This window comes from Dactylosporangium sp. CA-052675 (genome assembly GCF_050947935.1).
In the GTDB taxonomy this organism is placed as follows: domain Bacteria; phylum Actinomycetota; class Actinomycetes; order Mycobacteriales; family Micromonosporaceae; genus Dactylosporangium.
In genome coordinates, this window is sequence record NZ_CP192010.1 from 9,301,722 (window position 1) to 9,321,233 (window position 19,512).

Annotated in this window: 17 protein-coding genes; 3 read left to right on the forward strand and 14 right to left on the reverse strand. The window is 70.6% G+C overall.

Going from position 1 to position 19,512, the window contains the following annotated elements; genetic code table 11:
* Positions 1-79: 79 nt before the first annotated feature.
* Positions 80-1,207 carry an NAD(P)/FAD-dependent oxidoreductase gene (locus ACQP1P_RS41705; RefSeq protein WP_433079988.1) on the forward strand — a complete coding sequence of 376 codons (1,128 nt, stop codon included), beginning with the start codon at positions 80-82 and terminating at the stop codon, positions 1,205-1,207.
* A gap of 262 nt (positions 1,208-1,469) precedes the next feature.
* On the forward strand, positions 1,470-3,200 hold the full coding sequence (locus ACQP1P_RS41710; protein WP_433079990.1) for a putative bifunctional diguanylate cyclase/phosphodiesterase: 1,731 nt from the start codon (positions 1,470-1,472) through the stop codon (positions 3,198-3,200).
* 73 nt (positions 3,201-3,273) lie between these two features.
* Here the strand turns inward: ACQP1P_RS41710 and ACQP1P_RS41715 are convergent, their stop codons facing one another.
* The gene (locus ACQP1P_RS41715; RefSeq protein ID WP_433079992.1) at positions 3,274-4,914 is read right to left on the reverse strand and encodes an alpha-amylase family protein; all 1,641 of its coding nucleotides are present in this window, start codon (positions 4,912-4,914) and stop codon (positions 3,274-3,276) included.
* 88 nt (positions 4,915-5,002) lie between these two features.
* Between ACQP1P_RS41715 and ACQP1P_RS41720 the strand changes: the two genes are divergently transcribed.
* Entirely contained in the window at positions 5,003-5,887 is an 885-nt protein-coding gene (locus tag ACQP1P_RS41720; RefSeq protein WP_350619598.1) for a hypothetical protein, read from the forward strand.
* A gap of 391 nt (positions 5,888-6,278) precedes the next feature.
* Here the strand turns inward: ACQP1P_RS41720 and ACQP1P_RS41725 are convergent, their stop codons facing one another.
* The 13 genes from ACQP1P_RS41725 to ACQP1P_RS41785 form a co-directional block, all read right to left on the reverse strand.
* Entirely contained in the window at positions 6,279-7,871 is a 1,593-nt protein-coding gene (locus ACQP1P_RS41725; RefSeq protein ID WP_433079994.1) for a glycoside hydrolase family 13 protein, read from the reverse strand.
* Between the two features lie 72 nt (positions 7,872-7,943).
* Positions 7,944-8,933, reverse strand: a complete 990-nt coding sequence (locus ACQP1P_RS41730; protein ID WP_433079996.1) for a carbohydrate ABC transporter permease — start codon at positions 8,931-8,933, stop codon at positions 7,944-7,946.
* A 26-nt stretch (positions 8,934-8,959) separates the two neighbouring features.
* Positions 8,960-9,904, reverse strand: a complete 945-nt coding sequence (locus ACQP1P_RS41735) for a carbohydrate ABC transporter permease (protein WP_433079998.1) — start codon at positions 9,902-9,904, stop codon at positions 8,960-8,962.
* A gap of 108 nt (positions 9,905-10,012) precedes the next feature.
* The gene (locus ACQP1P_RS41740; protein ID WP_433080000.1) at positions 10,013-11,404 is read right to left on the reverse strand and encodes an ABC transporter substrate-binding protein; all 1,392 of its coding nucleotides are present in this window, start codon (positions 11,402-11,404) and stop codon (positions 10,013-10,015) included.
* A gap of 436 nt (positions 11,405-11,840) precedes the next feature.
* A complete protein-coding gene (locus ACQP1P_RS41745; RefSeq protein ID WP_433080002.1) occupies positions 11,841-12,866 on the reverse strand; it encodes a LacI family DNA-binding transcriptional regulator in 1,026 nt (341 codons plus the stop codon).
* A 118-nt stretch (positions 12,867-12,984) separates the two neighbouring features.
* Positions 12,985-13,467, reverse strand: coding sequence for a hypothetical protein (locus tag ACQP1P_RS41750; protein ID WP_433080004.1), 483 nt, complete (start codon positions 13,465-13,467; stop codon positions 12,985-12,987).
* Between the two features lie 8 nt (positions 13,468-13,475).
* Positions 13,476-13,838 carry a response regulator gene (locus tag ACQP1P_RS41755; protein ID WP_433080006.1) on the reverse strand — a complete coding sequence of 121 codons (363 nt, stop codon included), beginning with the start codon at positions 13,836-13,838 and terminating at the stop codon, positions 13,476-13,478.
* Positions 13,835-14,308 carry a chemotaxis protein CheX gene (locus ACQP1P_RS41760; RefSeq protein ID WP_433080008.1) on the reverse strand — a complete coding sequence of 158 codons (474 nt, stop codon included), beginning with the start codon at positions 14,306-14,308 and terminating at the stop codon, positions 13,835-13,837. The genes ACQP1P_RS41755 and ACQP1P_RS41760 overlap by 4 nt, the downstream gene beginning before the upstream one ends.
* Positions 14,305-14,706, reverse strand: a complete 402-nt coding sequence (locus ACQP1P_RS41765; protein WP_433080010.1) for a response regulator — start codon at positions 14,704-14,706, stop codon at positions 14,305-14,307. Before ACQP1P_RS41765 ends, ACQP1P_RS41760 begins: the two co-directional genes overlap by 4 nt.
* A gap of 6 nt (positions 14,707-14,712) precedes the next feature.
* The gene (locus tag ACQP1P_RS41770) at positions 14,713-15,567 is read right to left on the reverse strand and encodes a CheR family methyltransferase (protein WP_433080012.1); all 855 of its coding nucleotides are present in this window, start codon (positions 15,565-15,567) and stop codon (positions 14,713-14,715) included.
* Entirely contained in the window at positions 15,564-16,775 is a 1,212-nt protein-coding gene (locus tag ACQP1P_RS41775) for a protein-glutamate methylesterase/protein-glutamine glutaminase (RefSeq protein WP_433080014.1), read from the reverse strand. The genes ACQP1P_RS41770 and ACQP1P_RS41775 overlap by 4 nt, the downstream gene beginning before the upstream one ends.
* 156 nt (positions 16,776-16,931) lie before the next feature.
* Entirely contained in the window at positions 16,932-17,825 is an 894-nt protein-coding gene (locus ACQP1P_RS41780; protein ID WP_433080016.1) for a hypothetical protein, read from the reverse strand.
* Positions 17,826-17,934: 109 nt separating this feature from the next.
* Positions 17,935-19,476 (reverse strand): methyl-accepting chemotaxis protein, encoded by a 1,542-nt coding sequence (locus ACQP1P_RS41785; RefSeq protein WP_433080018.1) that lies wholly within the window; start codon positions 19,474-19,476, stop codon positions 17,935-17,937.
* Positions 19,477-19,512 lie beyond the last annotated feature (36 nt).

The window sequence follows — 19,512 nt, forward strand, 5'->3', positions numbered from 1 at the left end:
GGGGCGGACGGACGGACGGGGTCGTTCCGCCAAGCCGCCACCCGGCCGCTTCCCCCGGGTCTGTGGCACGCTCGTGCGCATGGATACCGGCGGCGATCGCTTCGACGTGGCCGTGGTCGGCGCGGGCCCCGCGGGCGCGGCGGCGGCCCTGGCCGCGCGGCGGGCCGGTGCGACGGTCGTGCTGCTGGACAAGGCGGCGTTCCCCCGGGACAAGCCCTGCGGCGACGGGATCGCCCCGCACGCCCTGGACGTGCTGGCCGGTCTGGGCGTCTCCCCGCTGTCGCCGGAGTTCGCCCCGGTCCCGGCGCTGCGGCTGCGCGGGCCGGGCGGCGGCGAGGTGGCCCGGCCGCACGCCCGGCCGGCGTACACGATCCCCCGGACGGTCTTCGACCACCGCCTGGCCGAGGCCGCCCGGCAGTCCGGCGCGACCCTGGTCGAGCACACGGTCCGGCGGGTCGAGGACCGCGGCGACCACGTCGTGCTCGACGGCGAGATCCGCGCGGGCGCCGTGGTGGGCGCGGACGGCGCCTACTCCCTGGTCCGCCGGGCGCTGGGGTTCGCGCCGAACGGCCCCGGCCACCTCGCCCTGGCCATCCGCGGCTACGCCCACGCCCCGGACCTGCCGGCCGAGCAGCGCATCGTCACCACGGAGTCGGGCTGGCCCGCCTACGCCTGGGCGTTCCCGATCGGCGACGGCCGGGCGAACATCGGCTACGGCGAGGTCCTGCGCGACGGCCCGCTCACCCGCCGCCGCCTCCTCGATCGCCTGGCCGAGCTGCTGCCCGACGTCGACACCGCGGCCGCCACGGACCTGCGCGCCCACCACCTCCCCTTGTCCACGCACCGCCCTCTCCCGGCCCGCGGCCGCCTCCTGCTGGCCGGGGACGCGCTGTCGCTCATCAACCCGTTCACCGGCGAGGGCATCTTCTACGCGGTGCTCTCCGGCGCTCTCGCCGGTGCGGCCGCGGTCCACGGGGACGACCCGGCGGGCCGCTACCGCCGGGCCCTGCGCGACCGGCTCGGCCGGCACCTGCGCCACTCGCGGGTGGCCGCGGCGATGAGCCAGCGCCGGTGGGTCGTCGACGCCGCCGTCCGCGCCGCCGAGCGCGACCAGCGGGTCTTCGACGCCCTGATCGAGCTCGGCCTCGGCGACGGCCGCCTCGCCCCGCACACCCTGACCGCGATCGCCCGCGCCGTCGTGCGCTGAGGGTTCGGCACCGGCCGCGGCGGGCCGGCGAGCCACCGCCAACGGCACTCACCGTGACGGACAGCGAACGCTGTGAGCGCGCAAACGAGGTGCGGCGTAGGTTCGCGGGTGCCACCCGCGACCGGGCAGACATCGGCAGACCTACATTCATCCAGCTCCTGACGCCGCGCCCGCGAGAGCTCACCGAAACGGCTGCAGAACGGCACCGAGCGTCGATTCATCGCGGGGCCGCGGTGCAGTAATCTTCGCCGGGGGTGATGCAGTGGCGCGCTGGGACGACCATAGCGATGCCGCCATCGATCCTGCGCTTTCGCAGCTCGCCCGGCAGTGGCTCGCCGCGGTGCGGCAGACCAGCTACCTCGACCTGAGCGCCGAGGCCCTGCAGCGGTTCTTCGAGCGGCAGACCGTACAGCTGACGGATGCCCTCGACACCGGGGACGCCGCGGCCGCCGCGGAGGTCGGGGCCGCCCTGATCCAGATCGGCCTCAACAGCCCGGAGGCCCTGCAGCGCTCGATCGGCGTGCTGACCCCCACGGCGACGGGCGAGGTGATCGGCGGGTTCGCGGCCGGGTTCGCGCGGGCGCAGCGGCAGAAGATCCTCGACGACCAGGAGCGCATCCGGCGGGCGTGGACCCGCGCGCTCACCGACGCCGAGCACAGTCTCCAGCGCGAGCTGCACCACCAGGCCCACCACGACCCGCTCACCGGGCTGCCCAACCGCGTGCTCCTCTACGGCCACCTCGCCGAGGCGCTGCGCGACGCCGAGGAGGGCGCCCGGATCGGGGTGTGCTTCCTGGACCTCGACGAGTTCAAGACCATCAACGACACGCTCGGGCACGGCTACGGCGACGAGCTCCTGGTCGCGCTGGCCGATCGGCTGCGGGGCTGCGTCAACGCGGCCGGGCACTTCGTGGCGCGGGTCGGCGGCGACGAGTTCGTCGTCGTGGCGCGCGACACCAAGGGCCCCGACGAGCTGACCGAGCTGGCCGAGGCGATGCTCGCGGCGCTGTCCAGGCCGGTGCGGCTCGACGGCCACGAGCTCGCGGTCTCGGCGAGCATCGGCATCGTCGAGCAGGTCGCGCGCGGGGCGGAGCCGGAGGAGCTGCTGCGGGCCGCCGACGCGACGCTCTATCTCGCCAAGGCCGACGGCCGGGCCCGCTACGCCGTCTTCGACGAGCAGCGCAACGCCCAGCAGCTGCTGCGCTACGGGCTGACCGGACGGCTCTCGGGCGCCCTGGACCGCGGCGAGTTCGAGCTGGTCTACCAGCCGCTGGTGGGGCTGGCCGACAACCGGCTGCACGGGGCCGAGGCCCTGCTGCGCTGGCGGCACCCCGAGCTCGGCACGGTCTCGCCCAACACGTTCATCCCGGTCGCCGAGCAGTCCGGCATGATCCTGCCGCTGGGCCGATGGGTGCTGCGCGAGTCGTGCCTGGCCGCGGCCTCGTGGCAGCGCAGCCATCCCGGGCACCCGCTGCTGATCAGCGTCAACGTCTCGCCCCGGCAGTGCTCCGACCCGAGGCTGCTCGAGGACGTGCGCGCGGCGCTGGCCGAGTCCGGGCTGGACCCGGCCAACCTGCAGCTGGAGCTGACCGAGACGGTGCTCATGCAGGAGACCGGGCGGCCGGTGCAGACCCTGCGGCAGCTGGCCGACCTGGGCGTGCGGATCGTCATCGACGACTTCGGGATCGGCTACTCCAACCTCGCCTACCTGCGGCACCTGCCGGTGCACGGGCTCAAGCTGGCCGGTGCGTTCATGGCCGGCATCCGCAAGCTGGAGAGCGACCACGTCGACGAGCAGATCGTCGAGACCGTCATCCGCCTCGCGCACACGCTGCAGATGACGGTCACCGCCGAGGGGATCGAGACCGCGGACCAGGCCGCCCGGCTGGCCGCGCTCGGCTGCGATCTCGGCCAGGGCTGGCACTTCGGCCGCCCGGTCGAGCCCGCCCGGATCCCGCTCGGCGCGACCACCGGCGCGCTGCCGAAGGGCTGACGGACGGCCCGGTGCGACCGGTCCCGGAAGGCCCGGGCGACCGGCCGCGGACCGAGCCGTGGAAAGGCCACTCCTACACGTTCTGCCGCCGCAGCCTGATCCAGCGGTACCCGTAGGGCCCGAGCGACAGTTCTGAGAGGTCGCCCACCTCCGGGTAGGCCTTGTCGCCGAACACCTCGTTGGGATGGTTGGTCTCGGGGAAGAGCTCGTGCAGGTCCACCACGGCGTCCTCGGTGCCGAGGTTGTGCAGGAAGAGCATGGAGCCGGTGGGCCCGTCGGCCCGGTGCGCCAGCACGCCCGGCGGCAGCGTCCGGTCGATGACCGAGCACGTGCCGTTGCCGACCTCCGGGCTCTCCCGCAGCGTCCGGATCATGCGCTCGAACCAGGCGAGCAAGGACTGGTCGTCCTCGCGCTGGGCGGTCACATTGATCTTCTGGTACGAGTACTCGCCCTTGCTGATCACCGGCCGGACGGGCTCGGCCGCCGAGAACCCGGCGTTCTTGGCGAAGGACCACTGCATCGGGGTGCGGATGGCGTAGCGGCCCTCCAGCGACAGGTCCTCCCCCATGCCGATCTCCTCGCCGTAGCGCAGGACCGGCGTGCCGCGCATGGTGAACTGCAGCGAGTACGCGAGCTCGATGCGCGCCCGGTCGCCGCCCAGCATCGGGGCGAGCCGGCGGCGGATGCCCCGCTCGTAGAGCTTCATGTCCGGGTCGGGGCCGAACTCGGCGAAGACGTCTTCGCGCTGGTCGGCGGTGAGCCGGGACAGGTCGATCTCGTCGTGGTTGCGCAGGAACGTGGCCCAGTGCCCGCCCGCCGGCAGGTGCGGCGTGGAGCGCAGCCACTCGATGACCGGCTCGGGGTTCTGCCGGGCCAGAGCCAGCACCAGCCGGCCGTTGAGCATGAAGTCGAAGAGCATGTGGATGCGGTTGCCGGTGCCGCCCGAGTCGCCGAAGTACTGGGGCAGCTTCTCCGGCTCGACGTTCGCCTCGGCCAGCAGCACCGCGTCGCCGCGGCGCCACTGCACGTGGGAGCGCAGCTCCGAGAGGTAGTCGAAGTCCAGCGGGCTGTCCGGGTTGCCGGGCTCGGTGAGCTCGATGATGAACGGCACCGCGTCCATGCGGAACCCGGCCACGCCGAGCTGGATCCAGAACGCGAGGATCTTCTTGATCTCGGCGCGGACCTGCGGGTTGCTGAAGTTCAGGTCGGGCTGGAAGTTGTAGAAGCGGTGGTAGTACCAGGCGCGCGCCTTGCGGTGGTAGGTCCACGTCTCGGACTGCTCGCCGGGGAACACCATGCCCTGACGGCGGTCGGCCGGCTCCTTGTCCGCCCAGACGTACCAGTCGCGGTAGGGCGAGTCCGGCGAGGAGATCGCGGACTGGAACCACGGGTGCTCGTCGGAGGTGTGGTTCACCACAAGGTCGATCATGACCTTGATGCCGCGGTTCGAGGCCTGGTGCAGCAGCTCGGCGAAGTCGCCGAGGGTGCCGAGCCGGGGATCGACGTTGTAGAAGTCGGTGACGTCGTAGCCGTCGTCCTTGCCGGGCGTCGGATGGATCGGGCTGAGCCACAGGCAGCTGACTCCGAGCCTGGTCAGATAGTCCAGCCGGCCGATGAGACCCTGAAAGTCGCCGATGCCGTCGCCGTTGGAGTCCTGGAACGTCTCGACGTCCAGGCAATAGATGACACTCTCGGTGTACCACCGCTCGCCCATGGATGAACGGGTAACCGAATCGGGCTCACCTCAAACGCGCGCTTGCATGTGTGAGCCCCCGACCGCGAGGATGGCTCCCGGGGGGCTGATGGTCGACTTCGCTGGCGCGTTACGAGATGCAATCCAGGCACGAGGCCTGGGGCTGGAACGCATCCAGGAGCGTTTGCGCGCCGAGGGCTACTCGGTCAGCCTGGCCACGCTCAGTTACTGGCAGACCGGGCGCAGCCGGCCGGAGCGGCGCGAGTCGCTCGCGGCGCTGGCCGAGCTCGAGAAGATCCTCGAGGTCGAGCCGGGCTCGCTGGCCGCCCTGGTGGGCCCGCCGCGCCCGCGCGGCCGGCACCTGCACAAGAGCCCCGACACCGTGGAGCTGGGCGCGTTCTGGTCCGAGCGGGACCTCATCGTCGACCTGGCCCAAGGCATCGAGACCCGCTGGGACGAGCGACTGACGCGGCTCAGCCAGCACGACCGGGTCAACGTGGGCCCGGACCGCGGCGAGGTGTCGTTCCTGGTGCGGCAGGTGCTGCGGGCCGAGGCCGACGGGCCGGACCGCTGGGTCGCGATCATCCGCCTCGACGTGCCGGGCAACCCGCTGCCCCTGCTCACGCCGGTGCGCAACTGCCGGCTCGGCCGGGTCGTGGAGCACCCGGAGAGCGGCCTGCTCCTGGCCGAGCTGCTGTTCGACCGCCCGCTCGCCAAGGGCGAGACGGTGATCACCGAGCACGCCCTGCACAATTATCCGCCGTTTCCGCTGGCCACTCAGTACGAGCGCAAGTTCCGCCTGCCGGTGCGCGAATACGTGGTCGAGGTGTGTTTCGACCCGGCCGCGTTACCGCGCGCCATATATCAGTTCCAGCAGATGGACGGGCAGGACGAGCAGGTCGTTTCGATGGAGGTCGACACGGGCCACTCGGTGCACGCGATCGCCCTCGACTATGGCCCCGGGCGCTACGGTCTGCGCTGGGACTGGGAGTAGTACGTGCTGGTCACAGAATCTTGGATGGCATTTTCCACAACACCTTTGGTGTGAGTGAAGAACAACGGGGCGCCGGTGTGGCCAGCGCCCCGCCTCTGTTCCCGGAATAACCCGGCGTCACCATCGGAACGGCTGGGATGTCGCCGCGACGGTCGGGGTGGAACGCATGTGCCGCCTCCACGAGGAAGTCTCTTTCCTTGTCAGAGAACCTATTGGGCGGCCCCGCGCGCCATCAAGATTGTGGATCGTCTTAACAGTTAACGCTCTGGGGTCGGGTCGGCATTAACAGTTAAGTTAGCGTTTGAGCCATGAAAAAGCCGGACGGTCGCACCCGCCAACTTGTGCGACCGCCCGGCGTCTGAGTCCCCGTGCGAGTGGAGCTGGATCGGTCCTAGGCCAGCCGCAGCCAGGCGGAGGCGTCGGAGGGCAGCGTGCCGTCGGGGTTGAGCGGCACGCTGCTGAGCAGCACCTCGCGGTGCGGCGGCAGGGCAGCGGGCTCCGCGCCCAGGTTGGTCACGTTGGCGAAGTCCTCGCCGCGGGCGAACGCGAGCACCTGGGGGCCGGACTCGAGCCACCGCATGGGCCCGTCGCCGAGCGCGGGGTCCTCGCGGCGCAGGCGGAGGGCGTCGCAGTACAGCCGCAGGAACGACCCGGGCGTGCCCTGCTGGGCGGCGACGGAGAGCTCGGCCCAGTGCGCCGGCTGGGGCAGCCACGGCTCGCCGGTCGCGTCGGCCGGGCTGAAGCCGAACGGGGCGGAGGTCCCCGACCAGGGCAGCGGCACGCGGCAGCCGTCCCGGCCGGGGTTCACACCCCCGGAACGGTGGAACATGGGGTCCTCGCGCAGGGCGTCGTCGAGGTCCTCGACCTCCTCCAGGCCGAGCTCCTCGCCCTGGTAGAGGTAGTAGGCGCCGGGCAGCGACATGGTCAGCAGCGCGGCCGCACGGGCCCGGCGGGTGCCCAGCGCCAGGTCGGAGGGGACGTCGCGGCGCTTGTCGGCGAAGGCGAAGTTGGTCACCTCGCGCCCGAAGCGGGTCACCTCGCGGGTCACGTCGTGGTTGCTCAGCACCCAGGTGGCGGGCGCGGCGACCGGGGCGTGCACCTCGATCGTCATGTCGATCTCGCGGCGCAGTTCCACGGCGTCCCACGGAGCGCCCAGGAACGCGAAGTTGAACGCGGTGTGCAGCTCGTCGGGGCGCAGGTAGCGGGCGAACGCCTCGTGGTCGGGCAGCCAGACCTCGCCGATGAGCGCCCGGGGCGGGGTGTACGTGTCGGCGATGCGCCGCCACGACTGGTACACCTCGTGGATTCCCTCGTTGTCCTCGTACACGTCGCTGACGAGCGGGTCCTTGATGAGCACGGCGGCGGAGTCGATGCGAATGCCGTCGATGCCGCGATCGAGCCAGAACCGCAGGATGTCCTCGAACTCCTCGCGGACGGCCGGGTGGTCCCAGTTGAAGTCGGGCTGCTCCGAGGCGAACAGGTGCAGGTACCACTCGCCGTCGGCGACCCGGGTCCAGGCCGGGCCGCCGAAGATGGACTGCAGGTCGGTCGGTGGGAGTTCGCCGTGCTCGCCGCGGCCCTTGCGGAACCAGAACAGGTCCCGCTCGGGCGAGCCGGGCTCGGCCGCGAGCGCCCGCTGGAACCAGGCGTGCTGGTCCGAGCAGTGGTTCGGGACGATGTCGCAGATCACCCGGATGCCGGCGGCGTGCGCCTCCTCGATGAGCTTCTCGGCCTCGGCGAGCGTGCCGAAGATCGGGTCGATGGCCCGGAAGTCGGCGACGTCGTAGCCGCCGTCGGCCAGCGGCGAGGGGTACCACGGCACGATCCAGATCGCTTCGATGCCCAGGCCGGCCAGGTACGGCAGGCGCGAACGCAGGCCCGCCAGGTCTCCGACGCCGTCGCCGTTGCCGTCGGCGAAGCTTCGCAAGTACACCTGGTAGATAGCGGCGCTGCGCCACCAAGCCTGGTGGTGTTGGTCGGCCACGTGGAACCTGCTTTCTCGGAACTCGAAGTGCCTGGACACAACAGGTGGATCTGGGAGGCGAGGACCGTGCGGTCAGCCCTTGACGGCTCCGCCCAATCCGGCGCTGGAGAGGAACATGCGCTGGAAGATCAGGAAGAACACGACGGGGATGAGCGTCGAGATCGCCAGGGCCGCGAGGAACACCCCCAGGTCGGTCTGGGACGCGATCGCGGGCAGGCGCACCGACAGCGGCTGCAGGTTCGGATCCTTGAGCACGAGCATCGGCCAGAGGAAGTCCTTCCAGCTGGCGATGGCCGCGAAGACCGACACGACGCCGAGGATCGGCTTCGACATCGGCAGGACGACCGACCAGAACAGCCGGAACGAGCTGGCCCCGTCGACCCGGGCCGCCTCGAACACCTCGCGCGGCAGGCTGTCGAAGAACCGGGTCACGAGCACGACGTTGAACGCGCTCGCGCCGGCCGGCAGCCAGACGGCGAAGAAGTTGTTGATGAGCGACATGCCGAGGCCGGGCGGGTTGAGGATCGTGAGGTACAGCGGCACCAGCAGCACGACGCTCGGCACGAACAGGGTCGCGATCACCAGGCCGTTGACGATCTTGGCCCAGGCCGGGCGGAGCACGGAGAGCATGAAGCCGCCCGTGGTCGCGACGAGCAGCTGCACGAACCAGGAGCCGGCCGCGAGCCAGATCGTGTTGAGGAAGTAGTGGCTGATCCTGACGTCGTTCCATGCCTCGGAGATGTTCGCCCAGCGCACGCCGTGCGGGAAGATCGCCAGCGGCGTACGGATGATGTCCTGCGTGGGCGTGATCGCGAACTTGGCCAGCAGCAGCACCGGCCCGATGCCGACGACGAGCAGCAACACCAGCAGTATCGTATGCAGCGCCTTCATGACCACGCTGACCCGCGGGTTGCGCCAGTCCTGCGCGGAGACGAAGCCGCGGCTGCCCTCGAACTGCGATGCCTTGCGCTTGCGGGCCGGGCGGGCCGCCTGGGCCACATCCACCGGCGTCGCGACGGGCCCGGCACCCGGCCGCTGCCGGGCGGGGTCGATGACAGCCATGGTGCTCCGCTTTCCCTCGGGACCGGTCACGACTTGCTCCAACCGGACGTGAGCTTGAAGTACACCAGCGACAGGATCGCCAGGAAGGCCGCGAGCATGACGGACAGGGCGGTCGCGGCGCCGTAGTTCGCGCCCAGCGAGCTGCCGAACGCGTAGTTGTAGATCATCAGCAGGACGGTCACCGTGGCGTTCGCGGGGCCGCCGCCGGTGAACAGGTACGGCTCCAGGAACACCTGCACGGTGCCGATGATCTGCAGGATGAAGGTGATGAGCAGCACGCCGCGCAGCTGCGGCATGGTCACGTGCCACACCTTGCGCCAGATGCCGGCCCCGTCGACCTCGGCGGCGTCGTAGAGCTCGTCCGGCACGCCGATGAGCGCGGCCAGGTAGATGATGACGGTCCCGCCGGCCGCGGCCCACGTCGCCTCGACGACCAGCGAGGGCATGGCCAGACCGGGGCTGGAGAGCCAGGCGTACGGCCCGAGGCCGAACCAGCCGAGCAGCGTGTTGAACACGCCGTCCTTCGCACCGTCGTAGAAGAACCGCCACAGCAGCACGGCCACGACCGGGGGCACCACCACCGGAAGGTAGGCGAGCACCGAGTACAGGCCCTTGCGCTTGCGGACCGAGCTGATGAGCACCGCGGCCACGAGCGGGATCGGGAAGCCGATCACCAGGGCGAGCAGCGCGAAGTAGAACGTGTTGCCGATCGCGGTGGGCAGGTCCGGATCGGTGAGCACGTAGTGGAAGTTCTTCCAGCCGACCCAGGTCGGGGTGCCGACCAGGTTGGTCTTCTGGAAGCTCATGATGACCGACCGCACGATCGGCCACCACGAGAAGACGCCGAAGATGATCAGGAGCGGCAGCCCGAACAGGACCGAGCTCAGCCCACCCCGCTGCACCCACGTCACCGGGTTGCGCCGGCGCACCCGGCCGCCCTGGCCGCCCCCGGCGAAGTCCGAGGTACTCACGACAACATCACTCCTCGTCCTGGTGGTCGGGGCATGCCCGATGTGAGTGCCCGATGTGGGCCGCCGGACTCCCGGCGGCCCACACCGTGCGGGTCATCGCGGCGAGGATCAGCCGGCCGCGTCGATGGCGCGCTGCGCCTTCGCGTTGGCGTCGGTGAGGAGCTGGTCGATGTTGGCGTCCTTGTTGGTCAGGACGGCCTGCACGACCGTGTCGAGCGACTTGTAGACGTCCTGGGTGGCGACGGCCGGCTCGTTGACGAGCTTGGCGTCGTAGACCTTGGCGGTGAAGGTGGTCATCTGGTCGAGCGGGACGTTCACGAGCGGCTTGATCCAGCCCTGGTACTGCTCGTACTGCTGCTGCGAGAAGATCGGCAGCTCGGGGGTGCCCACCGGCTGCTTGCTGGTGGCCTGGATCTGCGCGGCCTTGGTCGCGGCGTCCTGGTTGGTGTACTTACGCAGGTAGTGGAAGTCGATCCACTTGATGGCCGCGGCCTTGTCGTTGTTCGAGGCCTTGCTGGACACGGCGGCCATGGTGCCACCACCGAGCACGCCGGAGTCGGCGCCCGCGAGCGGGATCATCGTGAGGCCGTACGTCTTCGGGTCGATGTTGTTCGCCTGCACCAGGCTCGTGTAGACGTCCTGGCCCGAGGTGTACATGCCGATCTTGCCGGCGGCGAAGGCCTGGTTGATGCTCGACCAGTCGTAGTCGAAGTTCGCGCCCATGGAGTTGTCGGTCCAGCGCAGGTCCTTGAGGAACTGCAGCGAGGCCTTGGTCTGCTCGTTGGTGAGCGTGGCCTTCTTGCCGTCCTCCATGCGCCCGCCGCGGGCGTAGGTGTCGACCGTCAGCTGCCAGCCGCCCGTGCCGTCCTTGGCCATCTGCGCGAAGCCGGCGTTGCCGGTCTTCTCGGCGATCGCCTTCGCGTCGGCACGCACCTCGTCCCAGGTGGTCGGCGGCTTGTTGGGGTCGAGGCCGGCCTTGGTGAACAGGTCACGGTTGTAGTGCAGGCCGACCGCGTAGATGCTCTTCGCCGGGATGGCGTAGACGTGGCTGTCGGAGCCCTGGCCGTACTGCAGCAGGTTCTTGTTGAAGTTCGACGCGTACGACAGCGAGCTCAGGTAGGCCTGCATGTCGGCGATCTGCTGGTTCGCGATCAGCGTCTTGGCGTCGGTGAAGGGGATCTCGAACACGGTCGGCAGCGTGCCACCGGCGAGGTCGGCCGCGAACGTGGTGGCCTTCCACTCGTAGTCGTGGGTCTTGACCGTGATGTTCGGGAATTCCTTCTGGAAGTCGGTGACCTCCTGCGCGAGCGCCTGCTGGGCCTCGGGCTTGGCGCCGGGGAGCAGACCAACGACGTTGAGGGTGACCTTGGTGTTCGGGTCCAGCGTCGTCGAACCCTGGTCGCCGCTCGCGTTGTCGCTCGAGGAGCACGCGACGAGCGTGCTGCTGAGCGCGAGCGCGCCCGCGATGGCCAAGGCCACCGTGGTGCGTGAGTACTTCATCATCCGCTCCTTGTTGGGGGGGTGTCGTCCGGCGAGTCGGCGTTGAGGGCCGTGCGGGCGGGGGGCGTCCGACCTGGACCGCTTCGCACGAGTGCGCTGCCTGACGTCGGCTGCCGTGGGTGCTTCAAGCGCGTTACTGCTCGGTTTCCATCGCATCGCGTCAGGGTTTCCGCCTGGCGTAGGCAAGAGATTAGGCTCACGCCGCACAAGAAGTCCATGGTCCGTTGCAAAATTTTAATGATCTCCGGGCAGCCGTTTGCACGGACGCGCTCCCACGCGCCCCTGACTTGCACGGATTCGCCCGAAAACCCACAGGCCACGGCCCCTGCCGACCCGCCCGATCGGTGGGAGCGCGCCCAGCAAACCGGTTGCGGAACCAACGCAAAGAGCGCCACGACTCCCGCAGGAGTCGTGGCGCTCTGGGTTCCTGGGCCGGCTAGGCGGCGGTCGTCGCGCGGGCGTCCTGCAGGGCGCCGGTCGAGCCCCGCACCACGAGCTCCGGCTCGAACAGCATCTCCTCGGTCGGCACGAGCGTGCCGGCCACCTGGCTGACGAGCAGCGTCACGGCCGCCTGGCCCATCGCCTGGATGGGCTGGCGCACCGTGGTCAGCGGCGGGTCGGTGCAGTTCATGAACAGCGAGTCGTCGAAGCCGACCACCGACACGTCGTCGGGCACCTCGCGGCCGAGCCGGCGGGCGGCGCGGATGGCGCCGAGGGCCTGGACGTCGGAGGCGCAGATGATCCCGGTGACGCCGTGCTTGATGAGCCGGGTGGCGCCCGCGCGGCCGCCCTCCATCGAGAAGATGACGCGCTCGACGTCGTCCTCGTGGGCGCTGCCCGAGTCCGCCGCCGCGGCCTTGAACGCGGCCAGCTTGCGGTTGGACGGGGCGTGGTCGGCCGGGCCGAGGATCAGCCCGATCCGCTTGTGCCCCAGGGAGCTGAGGTGGTTGAACGCCTGGTCCACCGCGTGGCCGTCGTCGACCGAGACGCGCGGGAAGCCCAGGTCGTCGATCGCGGCGTTGACCAGCACCGCGGGCAGGCCGCGGTCGTGCAGGCGGTGATAGTGCTCGTGCTCGGCGGCCGCCTGGTGATACAGGCCGCCGCAGAAGATGATGCCGGAGACGTGCTGGTCCAGCAGCATCTCGACGTAGTCGGCCTCGGAGACGCCGTCCGCGGTCCGGGTGCACAGCACCGGGGTGAAGCCGCGCTTGGACAGCGCTCCGGCGACCACTTCGGCGAAGGCCGGGAAGATCGGGTTTTGCAGTTCCGGCAGCACGAGGCCGACCAGGCGGGCCCGCTCGCCGCGCAGCTTGGTCGGGCGCTCGTAGCCGAGCACGTCGAGCGCGGTGAGCACCGCCGTGCGGGTCGCGTCGGAGATGCCTGGCTTGCCGTTGAGCACCCGACTCACGGTCGCCTCGCTCACGCCGGCGTACTTCGCCACCTCAGCGAGTCGTCGAGTCATGCCCGCAAGCGTAGTGCATGACTACGCAATTTTTTGCACGATGTCGCCCACGCAACCGTGCGGGCCCGGCCGAAGCCGGGTTGGTGCCCGAAAAATGCGGTATTTTCCGGGCACCGCGTCACGCGGTCAGCGTCACCGAGAGCTTGCCGCCGCCGTAGCCTGAAACATCCACCCGGAGATCGAGTCGCCGCCCCAGCGCGAGCAGGTAGTTGACCGCGTCCGCCGGCGGGTTCTCCCCGGGCAGGAACACCTGGTGCAGCTTGACCCGCGGCGCGTCCTCCTTGTTGATGAGCCCGGCCAGGATGTTGCAGATCTCGCCGGCGTTCTCGCCGATCATCTTCGAGATCACCTTGTCCTCGATGCACGCCTCCGCGCCGCCGGGCGGGATCAGCCCGATGGCCGCGCCGGCGTTGGCCGTGAGGGCGAAGTCCATCCCGATCACGGCCATGAGCTGGAGCCGATCGTCGGTGTAGAGGGCGACCAGGGTGTTGGGAACGTCGGCGGCTTTCATGGGGTCGGCCGGGTTCACGGTGACCGGCCGGCCGAGCAGGTCGTCAAACAGGTCCTTGACGGCCTTCGGAACGGGCAGAACATGCGACATAGGTCATATCATCCCAAAATAGGATCGAGCGCGTCCTTGAAAGTGTCGGCTGTGAACGGCTTCGTGACCAGGAACAGGGCGCCGGCGTCCTCGGCCGCCTGCCGCATCTCCGGCGTGCCCTCGGACGTGACGAAGCCGAACGGCACCTGGTTGCCGTTGGCGCGCAGCATCCGCAGCACCTCGACCCCGGTCATGTGCGGCATGTTCCAGTCCGACAGCACCAGATCCGGCTTCTCGGCCACGGTCTTGTCGAAGGCCTCCTGCCCGTCCGCGGCCTCGACGAGGTCATGGCCCTCGAACCCCGCCTGGCGCAGGGTACGGGTGACGATCTGCCGCATCACTCGGCTGTCGTCGGCGATCAGAATCTTCATGCGGGGGCTCCAGCGAGATCGGCGGTGCTTTCCAGAACGGTGACGGTGACCGACTCGGCCATCCAGGTGCCCTCGAGGTGGCAGACCTCGGTGACCGAGGGGTAGCGGCCGTTGGCCCCGTCGACGTGCACGTGCGGCAGCGACAGGGCGCAGGGCTCGGGCAGCAGGCTCTTGACGTTGCCGCCGATGATGTTCGCCAACTCGCCCAGCGCGTCGGCGACGTCCTCCTCGGCGACGTCGTCGAACTCGATGCCCAGCAGCGCGGCCGCGACGTGCTTGGCCGCCGCCTCCGAGCAGCTCACGAGCACGTGGCCGCGCCACGCGCCGGTGACCGAGACCGAGGCGGTCACGTCGTCGACCGGCTTCTCGTGCGGCAGCGGCAGCAGCGGGCTGGCTCCGTCCAGGTCGAGGTAGGAGGACCAGACCTGATCCGCGATGACCTTCAGGTCGTCTTCTGTCGGGTTCGTCATGCTGCGACTCCGTTCGGGACGAGGCCGAGCAGCGCCAGCTTGTCGATGATGGCGTCCGGGGTGAAGGGCTTGATCACGTACTCGTGCGCCCCCGAGGCCAACGCCCGGACGATCTGGCTCTGCTCACTCTCGGTAGTGACCATCATGAGCGTCATCCCGCGCAGCCGCGGCTCCGCGCGGACCGCCGTGACGAATTCCAGCCCGTTCATCTCAGGCATGTTCCAGTCGACGAGCGCCAGACCGGGGATCTCGCCGCCACCCTCGAGAACGTTGGTCCTGAGGTAGTCCATCGCCTCTTGACCGTTGCCCGCCTCGACCACGTCGAAGCCCAGCTGTGCCACGATCCGCTTGAGAATCAGGCGCATCGCGCGCGAATCGTCGATCACCATGGTGAGCATCTGGCTTCACCCCTTTCCTGCAGCGCTCACGGGGCTGGCGGCCTTGGCCGCCCGGAGCTTGTATGCGGACGTGCGGCCGGCGACCACCCGTTCGAACCTGTCATCGATGCCGATCGTCGTCTCGGCGGAGCCGAGGAAGAGCCAGCCGTCCGGGCGCAGCGTCCCGGCGACCCGCTGCAGTACGGTCCGCTTCGTCTGCACATCGAAGTAGATGAGCACGTTGCGGATGAACACGATGTCGAACGGCCCCATCGGCGGGAACGGCGCCGCCAGGTTCAGCCGGCGGAACGACACGTTCTTGCGCAGCGTCGGAGCGACCTTCCAGTGCGCGCCCTGGCGCTCGAAGTGCTTGACCAGCAACGGCGCCGGGAGCCCCCGGTTGACCTCCAGCTGGGTGTACTGCCCGGCCTCGGCGCGGGTGAGCATCTCGGTGGAGATGTCGGTGCCCAGGATGTCGAAGGTCCAGCCGGGCGGCAGGTTGTCGTTGAGGACCATGGCCAGGGTGTACGGCTCCTGCCCGCTCGAGCTCGCCGCGGACCACACCTTGATCGTGCGCGTGCTCGCGCGCCGCTGCAGCAGGTCCGGCAGCACCGTGTCGACCAGCTGCTTGAAGGGCTCGCCGTCGCGGAAGAACGACGTCTCGTTGGTGGTGAGCGCGTCGACGATCTTCGCGTGGATCTCCGGCTCGGGCCGCTGCTGTGCCCGGTTCACGAACTCCGACACGGAAGGCAGACCGGATTGGCGGGCCAGGGGCAGCAGGCGGGCCTCGACCAGGTACTCCTTGCCGGCCTCCAGCACGATCGCCGCGTCGCGACGGACGAGGCCGCTGATGAAGGCGAACTCCTGCGCGGTCAAGGTCATCGGGTCACCTCCATGGACTTCGCGCCGCGGCCGCCTGCGGTACGGCTGATGAGATGGTTCGCGATCTCGCCGAGCGGGAGGACGGCGTGCGCGATACCCGCCTGCGCGACCGCCCCCGGCATGCCCCAGACGACCGACGTCGCCTCGTCCTGCGCCACGATCTCGGCCCCCGCCGAGCGCAGCTGCTCCGCGCCGCGTTTCCCGTCCTGGCCCATGCCGGTCAGAATGATCGCGAGCGTCGAACCGCCGTACGTCCGCGCGACCGACCGGAAGAGCACGTCCACGGCCGGTCGGCAGAAGTTCTCCGGCGGCCCGGTGTTGAGCTTGGTCACCACCTCGGTGCCGCGCCGGTGTACCTCCAGATGGAAGTCCCCCGGCGCGATGTAGACCGTCCCCGGCCGCACCACCATGTCCCCGGCCGCCTCCACGACGGTCAGCGCGGCGGTGCGGTCGAGCCGGTCGGCGAACATCTTCGTGAACACGGGCGGCATGTGCTGCACCACGACCACGGGCACCGGCAGGCTCGCCGGTAGCGCCCGCACCACCGAGGTCAGCGCGTCGGGCCCGCCCGTCGAGCACCCGATCGCCACGACCTCGACGCCGCCCGTGCGCGGTGTGGTGCGGATGGGCGCCGCGGCGGGGCCGCCCGGCGGCGCGTTCGGCGGCCGCACGACCCCGGGCAGCGCCGAGCCTCCGGGCCGGCCCAGCGGCGCGTTGGGCGGGTGCGGCGGATACTGCGTGCCGCCCGCCGGGCGCGCGGGTGCCAGACCCGGGCGGACCGGCGGCGGGGCGAGCGCGCTGCGCCGGCCGCCGCACAGCGCGTGGATGCGCGGGATGATCTGCTCGCGGACGCTGCGGATGCTCTCCGCGACGCTGCCGACGTTGGCCGGCTTGGTCACGTAGTCGCTGGCGCCCGCCGAGAGCGCGTCGAGCGTGGCGGTCGCCCCGGCCGCGGTGAGCGTGCTGAACATGATGACCGGCAGCCGGGCGTACTGGGCGCGGATCGCGCGCATGGTCTGCAGGCCGTCCATGATCGGCATCTCGATGTCGAGGGTGACCAGGTCGGGGCGCAGCTGCTCGATCTTGGTGAGGGCGACCTTGCCGTTCGGGGCGGTCCCGACGACCCGGATCTCCGGGTCGTCGCCGAGCGCGTCGGTGATCAGACGCCGGACGACGACCGAGTCGTCCACGACCAGAACCGAGATCACGCGCCTTGCCTCCAGCACCGGGGGCCCGCGGAAACTGCGAGGCCCGTCACGTTCCAGCGGGCTAATCGGCGCCGGAACCGGCGTGGATAAGGGAAATTCCCAAAAGAACCGCCTCTGCCCGGAGCATTCGGACAGAGGCGGGGTGGCGATGCGTTACTAGCCCGCGAGCGGGCCCAGGGCCGTGAAGTAGGGGTCGAGCAGGCGCCGCGCGGTGGCCGAGTCGAGCAGGTCGCGCACCATGAGGGCCTGCACCGCGCCGCTGAGCAGGTTCCACACCCCGCCCGCGCGGTCGGCGACCGGCACGCCGGAGCGGTCCAGCGCCTGCACCAGCAGCAGCTGCGCGGCGGCGCCGGAGCGGACACGGCCGGAGAGGAAGACCGCCCACGAGGCCGAGTGCACGGCGGGGGCCCAGTCGGACAGGCCGGGGCGGGCGCTGTCGGTGACCTTGTTCAGGCTCTGCATGTCGGCCGGGCTGAGCGTGCCGACGCGGGTGAGCAGCCGGCGCACGTCGTCGGCCTGCGGGCCCAGGTCCTGCTCGCGCTCGGGCAGGGCCCGCACCGCGGAGGTGAACGGCGCCGAGAGCCGGCGGCGGGAGTCGTCGGAGAGCAGCTCGCGCAGGTAGGCGGCCGCGGCGGCGTCGGAGAGCACGCCGGTGGCCTTGCTGGCGACCGGGCTCTGACGCTGGCGGGGCAGGCGGGCCTGCGGGGCCGGCATGGTGGCCGACGGCCCGGGGCGCTTGCCCCAGGTCCAGTCGAGCACGTCGTAGCGCAGGCAGTGCAGCAGGCCGTCGAGGGTGCCCAGCGGGGCGCGCTCGATGACGGTCAGCGTGCCGGCGTCGGCGGCGTTCGCCCGGCGCTCCTGGGCGGCGGCGTCGACGTCGCGCCACAGGTCCACGCGGTCCCAGTCGTCGTCGGAGCGAGCCGCGGCGATGGCCGGAAGGTCACCCTGCGTAAGGGTGAGGCTGCGGAGCAGCACATCGGCCGCGGCCGATCCGCCCTGCAGGCGGGAGAGGTCGAAGCCGAGAACGGGGGCGCTAACCAGGCTGTACATGCAACTAGTCTGCAACGCACCTGCACCCGGGTCTGTCCACCGAAAGGGCCGGGGGCGCCGTCGGCCTAGATGACCGAGCGTCGCCCCCGTCGTTGCCACCCCCGCAGGTTCAAATGCGGAACCGCGCCACGAGGGCTCGCATTTCGCTCGACATCCGGGACAGATCGGAGGCGGCGCGCTGTGCATCCGCTACGTTGCGTGACGTGTTCTGGGTCGCCGCGGCCACCGTGGAGACGTTCGTGGCGATCTCGGCGGAGCCGGTCGCGGCCTCGCTCACGCTGCGGTTCATCTCGTTCGTGGTCGCCGTCTGCTCCTCCACCGCCGAGGCGATGGTGAGCTGGTAGTCGTTGATCCGCGAGATGATCTGGCCGATCTCGCCGATCGCCGCGACCGCGCCGGTGGTGTCGGCCTGGATCGCCTCGACCCGCCGGGAGATGTCCTCGGTGGCCCGCGCGGTCTCCTGCGCGAGCTCCTTGACCTCGTTGGCGACGACCGCGAAGCCCTTGCCCGCCTCGCCGGCCCGGGCCGCCTCGATGGTGGCGTTGAGCGCGAGCAGGTTCGTCTGCTCGGCGATCGAGGTGATCACCTTGACCACGTTGCCGATCTCGGTGGAGGACTCCCCCAGCCGGCTCACGGCCTGGTTCGTCGACTCGGCCGCCATGACCGCCTGGGAGGCGACCTTCGCCGCCTCGCTCGCGTTCTGCGCGATCTCGCGGATCGACACGCCCATCTCGTCGGCGCCGGCCGCGACGGTCTGCACGTTGCGCGAGACCTCCTCGGCCGCGAGTGCCACGACGCCGGCCTGGTCGCTGGCCTCGCCGGTGCCCGAGGCGATCTGCGCGCTGACCCCGGTGAGCTGGTTGGCCGACGCCGCCAGCGCGGTGGCCGTGTGGTCCATCGTCTGCACGGTCTCGCGCATGCTGTCGGTGGCCTTGTTCAGCGCCGTGGCCATCACCCCGACCTCGTCGGCCGAGCGCACGTCGACCCTGGTGCTCAGGTCGCCGTCGGCCACCGCGCCGAGCACGTCGGAGACGCGCCGCAGCGGCCCCACGACGAGCGCGGTGACCCACAGCCCGATGCCGAACGCGGCCAGCAGCCCGACGACCGCCGCCGCGATCATCAGGTTGCGGCTGGTCGTGAATTCGCTGTCGGCGCTGTTCTGCCACGCCATCGCCTCGGCGATGTCCTCGTCCTGCATGCGGCCGATGGCGTCCTTGGCCTTCGTCAGCTGCGGCTGGGCCTGCGCGGCCATGATGGTCACGTACTGGTCGATGCGCCCGCCGGCGACGGCCTGCGCGGCGACGGTGTCGCGCACCTGGCGGTAGGCCTGCAGCGCGTTCTCGATGGTGGTGAGCTCGTCGTCGCGATCGGCCGGGGCGCCCTGGCGGTAGCGGGCGATCGCGTCCGCGAGCTCGGTGTCGGCGGCCTTCTGCTGGTCGGGGTTGAGCGCACCGACGATGTCGGTGAGCGCCTGGCGCATCTGCGACAGGGCCACGAACTGCCTGTTCTTCGCGGTGAACTGCCGCATGGTGGCGTTGGCGTTGCTCAGGGAGCTGAGGCCGAAGAACGTGATGACGATGGTGACGACGCCGCCAACCGCGATCGCGGCGAGCACCTTGGCCCGCACACTGCGATTCGTGAACCAGCTCATGCCGACACCTCCGCAAGCTCCGGCGCCGGCCCGAGC

Excerpts from the sequence above, each read along its gene's own strand:
- ACQP1P_RS41705 (WP_433079988.1), top strand. The coding sequence starts at position 80 with ATGGATACCGGCGGCGATCGCTTCGACGTGGCCGTGGTCGGCGCGGGC.
- ACQP1P_RS41715 (WP_433079992.1), bottom strand. The coding sequence starts at position 4,914 with ATGGGCGAGCGGTGGTACACCGAGAGTGTCATCTATTGCCTGGACGTC.
- ACQP1P_RS41720 (WP_350619598.1), top strand. The coding sequence starts at position 5,003 with ATGGTCGACTTCGCTGGCGCGTTACGAGATGCAATCCAGGCACGAGGC.
- ACQP1P_RS41730 (WP_433079996.1), bottom strand. The coding sequence starts at position 8,933 with ATGGCTGTCATCGACCCCGCCCGGCAGCGGCCGGGTGCCGGGCCCGTC.
- ACQP1P_RS41740 (WP_433080000.1), bottom strand. The coding sequence starts at position 11,404 with ATGAAGTACTCACGCACCACGGTGGCCTTGGCCATCGCGGGCGCGCTC.
- ACQP1P_RS41745 (WP_433080002.1), bottom strand. The coding sequence starts at position 12,866 with ATGACTCGACGACTCGCTGAGGTGGCGAAGTACGCCGGCGTGAGCGAG.
- ACQP1P_RS41750 (WP_433080004.1), bottom strand. The coding sequence starts at position 13,467 with ATGTCGCATGTTCTGCCCGTTCCGAAGGCCGTCAAGGACCTGTTTGAC.
- ACQP1P_RS41755 (WP_433080006.1), bottom strand. The coding sequence starts at position 13,838 with ATGAAGATTCTGATCGCCGACGACAGCCGAGTGATGCGGCAGATCGTC.
- ACQP1P_RS41760 (WP_433080008.1), bottom strand. The coding sequence starts at position 14,308 with ATGACGAACCCGACAGAAGACGACCTGAAGGTCATCGCGGATCAGGTC.
- ACQP1P_RS41765 (WP_433080010.1), bottom strand. The coding sequence starts at position 14,706 with ATGCTCACCATGGTGATCGACGATTCGCGCGCGATGCGCCTGATTCTC.
- ACQP1P_RS41770 (WP_433080012.1), bottom strand. The coding sequence starts at position 15,567 with ATGACCTTGACCGCGCAGGAGTTCGCCTTCATCAGCGGCCTCGTCCGT.
- ACQP1P_RS41780 (WP_433080016.1), bottom strand. The coding sequence starts at position 17,825 with ATGTACAGCCTGGTTAGCGCCCCCGTTCTCGGCTTCGACCTCTCCCGC.
- ACQP1P_RS41785 (WP_433080018.1), bottom strand. The coding sequence starts at position 19,476 with ATGAGCTGGTTCACGAATCGCAGTGTGCGGGCCAAGGTGCTCGCCGCG.